Below are 4,532 nucleotides of genomic sequence, written 5' to 3' on the forward strand. Positions count from 1 at the left end.
GGGCGCCGGCAGCTGCTCGCGGTAATGGTCCAGGGCAGGCGCATGCGCCCGGGACGACAACCGCGACCGGGACCGTCACGTCGCCCGCGACGACAGGCGCGCCGGTGCCGGCGTCCACGTCGCTATCCGCCGTTGCTCCCGCGCGGGCGGTTTCCTCTGCCGAATCCGGCGTCACTACCGACAAGGCTGCCGCCTTGCGCCAGCTGGCTGGCCTGTGGGGCCTGGCGCTCACCGACAGGGACCCGTGCGGCGCCGCTGCGCGCCTGAACCTGCGCTGCCTGCAAACCCGGGGCGGCATCGACGAGCTGCGCCAGCTCGACCGGCCGGCCGTGTTGACGCTGCGCGACAATCCGGTGATCCCCGGTTACGTGCTGCTGACCGCGCTCGACGCCAGGGGCGCCACCATCACCGCGCCGGGCGGCAAGACCGAACGCATGACCTTGGAAGCGCTGGCCGCAAGGCTCGACGGTGAGTTCACTACGTACTGGCGCGCGCCGGCCAATTGGCGCGACCAGGTGGTGGCTGGCGACCGCGGTGCCGACGTCGACTGGCTGGCCCAGCGCCTGGCGCAGCTGTACGAACTGGCCGCGCCGGCCGAAAACCAGCCGCTCGACGCCGCGCTGCGCAAACGCCTGCGCGACTTCCAGGCGTCGCAGCAACTCAAGGCGGACGGTGTGGCCGGTCCGAAAACATTTATCCGGCTGTACCAGCTGGGCGGCGTGCAGGAGCCGCGCCTGGTCGCGCAGTCCACCGCCGGAGCGGGGAAATAATATGTCTTACATCCTGGAAGCGCTGAAAAAAGCGCAAGCCGAACGCCAACTCGGCAACTCGCCGACCATCCACGCGCCGACCTTGCAGGCCGGCGCGCAAACCTCGGCGTCGGGCCGCCTCAAGCGGCCGGTCGTGCTGGCGCTGGTGGCGATGGCGGTCGCCATCGTGGTGCTGGTAGTACTGGTGTTGCGGCCAGCCACGCCGGTGGTCACCGCTGACGCCACCGCGCAGGCGGCCAGCGGTGACACGGCCGCCGCCACGCTGCCGCAGCCACCGACAGCAGCGCAACGATCGGCAGCAGCGCAACAATCGACAGCAGCGCAACGATCGGCCGCTATGCAGCCATCGTCAACCGCGCAGCAATCCGTCGCCGCGCTGCCTGCGCCGGTCACGGCCCTGCCGCCGCCGGTCGCCACGGTGACAACGCCGTTGGCCCAGCCCGCCACGCCAGTTGCAGCCCCGGCGCCGGCCACCACTGCCGCGCCCGCATCGGCCACCAGGTCTGCACCGGCCCTGGCAGCGGCCGCCGTTGCCAAGGTTGAAGAACCGGTTGTCAACCTGCGCGAGCTGCCGGAACCGATACAGCGCGCGATTCCGCAGGTGGCTGTGGGCGGTTACATCTACTCTAAAAATCCTGCCGACCGGCTGCTGCTGGTGGACAAAATACTGCGCCGCGAGGGCGAGGAAGTCGCGCCCGGACTGTTGCTGGAAAAACTGAATCCGAAAGAGGCGGTGTTCAGCTATAAAGGCTACAGGTACCGCGTTCCGTACTAAATTGTCATCAAAGCGTCACGGCGCGGTGATAACGTCGTTCCCATGCCAATCATTGCAGGGGATGATCATGAAATACCTGACGTTATTGCCTTTCCTGATAGCCGCCACCATGGTCATGCCGCGCTCCCACGCGGCGGTCCATACCATTTACACCGCCATCGATAGCGAGCCGAGCACCTATATGACGGCGCTGGTCTGCCTGCTGTTGATCCTGCTGGCCAACAGCCGCTCGCGCAGCGAGCGTTTCCGTCAACTGGACGAGGAGCAATAGGCCTTTCGGTGTCTGCCACGTGAAATATTGCTGGGTATAATGCCAGGCAAGAGCAACGATGTGGCAGGGAGAGTAGCAATGTATCAAGCAAGTTCCGCGCCGCTGCGCCAGGTGCTGGGTGTGATCGGCACGTCGGGCAGCGGCAAGACCACGCTGCTCGAGTACCTGATCGCGCAACTGGCCAACCGTGGCCTCAAGGTCAATGTCATCAAGCACAGCCATCACGACCTGGAGCTGGAGCCACCGCGCAAGGACAGCGCGCGCCTGCGCATGGCAGGCGCGGCCGAGGTGATGGTGGCGTCGCCGTTTCGTTATGCCATCGTCCACGAATTGCGCGGCGCCCCCGAGCCCACCCTGGAAGAGCAATTGGCGCGCCTGTCGCCGGCCGACCTGACGCTGCTCGAAGGGTTCAAGAAATATCCGATCGACAAGCTGGAAGTGTATCGGCGCGAGCAGGGGCGCGAACCCCTGTATCCGCACGATGCGCACGTGGTGGCGGTGGCGTCCGACCTGCCACGGCCTGCAGAGTTGTCGGTCAGCACAGCCTGGCTCGATTTGAACGCGCCGCAGGAGGTGCTGGACTGGCTGCTGGCGCTGGTGGAAAAAAAACGCCATGAAATGTCGCCGACGGCCTAAAGTTCCGGCGCGTCCTTCCGTAAATAAGGGATACGCCTTAAAGGAGGACACCATGGACGTTTCCAACATTGCCCAGCTTGCAACCAGCATCGCCGACACCGGCAACAAGCAGGCGGTAGGTATTGCCGTTTTGAAAAAGGCGCAAGATATCCAGGCGTCCAGTGCCACTGCGCTGATCGAGGCGATTCCGCCGGTGCCTTCGGCGCCGCGCCTGCCTTCCAACCTCGGCAACACCATCAACACCACTGCGTAATTGCGCCATCTTCCGGGTGGACCGGCCGCGCAGACTAGCCGTGGCAGCATGATTGCTGCTACGCTGCGCCTGCATACCACCACCTTCGAGGAGAACCGACCATGAACCAACGCCACGCCCTGATCGCCGCCGCCCTGGCCGCTGTTTGCAGCGCCAGCACGGCCACCGCTGCGACCACCGGCATGAACGGCAGCGCCGATACCGAGAAATGCTATGGCGTGGCCAAGGCAGGCCAGAACGACTGCGCCGCGTCCGATGGTTCCCATTCGTGCGCAGGCCAGGCCACGACCGACAACGCAGCGGTCGAATGGAAGCACGTGCCCAAGGGCACCTGCGAAAAAATCGGTGGCAAGACCACTGCGCCTGCCAAGTAAGCCGCCCGGTCAGCCGGCTGTGATCCCGTAGCACAAGTGACCGGTAGCGATGCCGCGCCTGCTGCTGCACCGCGCCCGCTGGGCGTGGGAATCGGCTTGTGCGCGCCGCACCATCGCCAGTTCCTCGATGAGCGGCCGGCGGTGGACTGGCTCGAAGTCCACACCGAAAACTATCTCGACCAATCCGGCCGCGACTGGCATGTGCTGCAGCAGTTGCGGCGCGATTATCCGGTCAGCCTGCATGGCGTGGGGCTGGGCCTGGGCTCGGCACGGGGATTTTCCACACAGCATCTCGAGCGCGTGCGCGCACTGGTGCGCAGCGTCGCACCTTGCCTGGTGTCCGAACACCTGTGCTGGGGCGCGGTAGGCGACCGCCACTTGAACGACCTGTTGCCCTTGACGCTGGACGCCGCCGCGCTCGACCTGCTGTGCGAACGCGTGGACCAGGTGCAAAACCTGCTGCAACGGCAACTGTTGCTGGAGAACGTGTCCACCTACACCAGGTTCCACGGGGACAGCATGAGCGAAGCGCAGTTCCTGGCGGCGCTGGCCGCGCGCACCGGCTGCGGCCTGCTGCTCGACATCAACAACCTGTATGTCAACCAGTGCAACCACGGCGAAGATGCGCTGGCCGCCTTGCAGGCGATCGCGCCCGCCACGGTGGGCGAACTGCACCTGGGCGGTCACCTGGTAACGCCGCAGGCAGTCATCGACCACCACGGCGCTGCCGTGGCCGCGCCGGTCTGGCAACTCTACCAGGCTGCGCTGGAACGCTTCGGCGCCGTGCCAACGCTGATCGAATGGGATACCGATATTCCGCCGCTGGTGGTGTTGATGGAAGAGGCTGCGAAGGCGCAGGCGCTGCTTCGTTGCCAAGGAAGCGCGCCGACCTTGCAGCAAAGCAACGCAGCAGCGGCGACCCGACTGCCGCGCCAAGCAAACGCACCAGTTCCATTTCCAGTTCCAGCATCGTCGCATGACATCGGCGCCCTCGCCACGCCTGGCGCCCAAGCTTACGCCACGCTGGCCCAGGGCCAGCAACTGTTCGCCGACGCCCTGGTGGCCCCGGATGCCGCGCCGCCGGCGCTGTCCCTGTGGCGCCCGCATCAACATAACGACCACCGGCTGACGCTGTATCGCGGCAACCTGGCGGCGACCGCCACCAAGGCGCTGGCGGCCGCCTACCCGGTGATCGCCGCGCTGGTCGGCCACGCATTTTTCGGCGCGCTGGCGCGTGCGTACGTGCGCGCCCAGCCATCGCAAGATGGCGATCTCAATCGCTTCGGCGCGCAACTGGGCGATTTCCTCGACGATTTTCCACCTGCGGCCACGTTGCCATACCTGGCCGACATGGCGCGCCTGGAGTGGGCCGTGCACCGTGCTCACTACGCGGCCGACGCGGCGCCAGTGACTGCAACTGCGCCGGATTATGCGCCGGCAGCGGCCCTTCAAT

At 66.2% G+C, this 4,532-nt stretch carries 7 protein-coding genes; all 7 read left to right on the forward strand.

Annotated elements, in window-relative coordinates:
- The coding region (locus tag DUPY_RS00690; RefSeq protein ID WP_208599973.1) for a peptidoglycan-binding protein at positions 1-770 on the forward strand (770 nt) is incomplete at its 5' end.
- A 1-nt stretch (position 771) separates the two neighbouring features.
- Positions 772-1,545 (forward strand): general secretion pathway protein GspB, encoded by a 774-nt coding sequence (locus DUPY_RS00695; RefSeq protein ID WP_070245814.1) that lies wholly within the window; start codon positions 772-774, stop codon positions 1,543-1,545.
- Between the two features lie 67 nt (positions 1,546-1,612).
- Positions 1,613-1,816 (forward strand): hypothetical protein, encoded by a 204-nt coding sequence (locus tag DUPY_RS00700; RefSeq protein ID WP_070245818.1) that lies wholly within the window; start codon positions 1,613-1,615, stop codon positions 1,814-1,816.
- Positions 1,817-1,894: 78 nt separating this feature from the next.
- Positions 1,895-2,452: a molybdopterin-guanine dinucleotide biosynthesis protein B gene (gene mobB, locus DUPY_RS00705; protein WP_070245815.1), complete on the forward strand. Its 558-nt coding sequence runs from the start codon at positions 1,895-1,897 to the stop codon at positions 2,450-2,452.
- A 52-nt stretch (positions 2,453-2,504) separates the two neighbouring features.
- The gene (locus DUPY_RS00710; RefSeq protein WP_070245816.1) at positions 2,505-2,705 is read left to right on the forward strand and encodes a YjfB family protein; all 201 of its coding nucleotides are present in this window, start codon (positions 2,505-2,507) and stop codon (positions 2,703-2,705) included.
- Between the two features lie 101 nt (positions 2,706-2,806).
- Complete coding sequence (locus DUPY_RS00715) at positions 2,807-3,079, forward strand: BufA1 family periplasmic bufferin-type metallophore (protein ID WP_070245817.1); 273 nt, start codon at positions 2,807-2,809, stop codon at positions 3,077-3,079.
- Positions 3,080-3,115: 36 nt separating this feature from the next.
- Positions 3,116-4,532, forward strand: a 1,417-nt coding sequence (gene bufB, locus DUPY_RS00720; protein WP_071651562.1) for an MNIO family bufferin maturase, incomplete at its 3' end; no start/stop codon positions are given.

Origin of the sequence: Duganella phyllosphaerae (assembly GCF_001758785.1) — a bacterium.
GTDB classification, from domain to species: Bacteria; Pseudomonadota; Gammaproteobacteria; order Burkholderiales; family Burkholderiaceae_D; genus Rugamonas; species Rugamonas phyllosphaerae.

Bases quoted from the DNA above. Each gene is read 5' to 3' on its own strand.
- DUPY_RS00695 (WP_070245814.1), top strand. From the start codon at position 772: ATGTCTTACATCCTGGAAGCGCTGAAAAAAGCGCAAGCCGAACGCCAA.
- DUPY_RS00700 (WP_070245818.1), top strand. From the start codon at position 1,613: ATGAAATACCTGACGTTATTGCCTTTCCTGATAGCCGCCACCATGGTC.
- mobB (WP_070245815.1), top strand. From the start codon at position 1,895: ATGTATCAAGCAAGTTCCGCGCCGCTGCGCCAGGTGCTGGGTGTGATC.
- DUPY_RS00710 (WP_070245816.1), top strand. From the start codon at position 2,505: ATGGACGTTTCCAACATTGCCCAGCTTGCAACCAGCATCGCCGACACC.
- DUPY_RS00715 (WP_070245817.1), top strand. From the start codon at position 2,807: ATGAACCAACGCCACGCCCTGATCGCCGCCGCCCTGGCCGCTGTTTGC.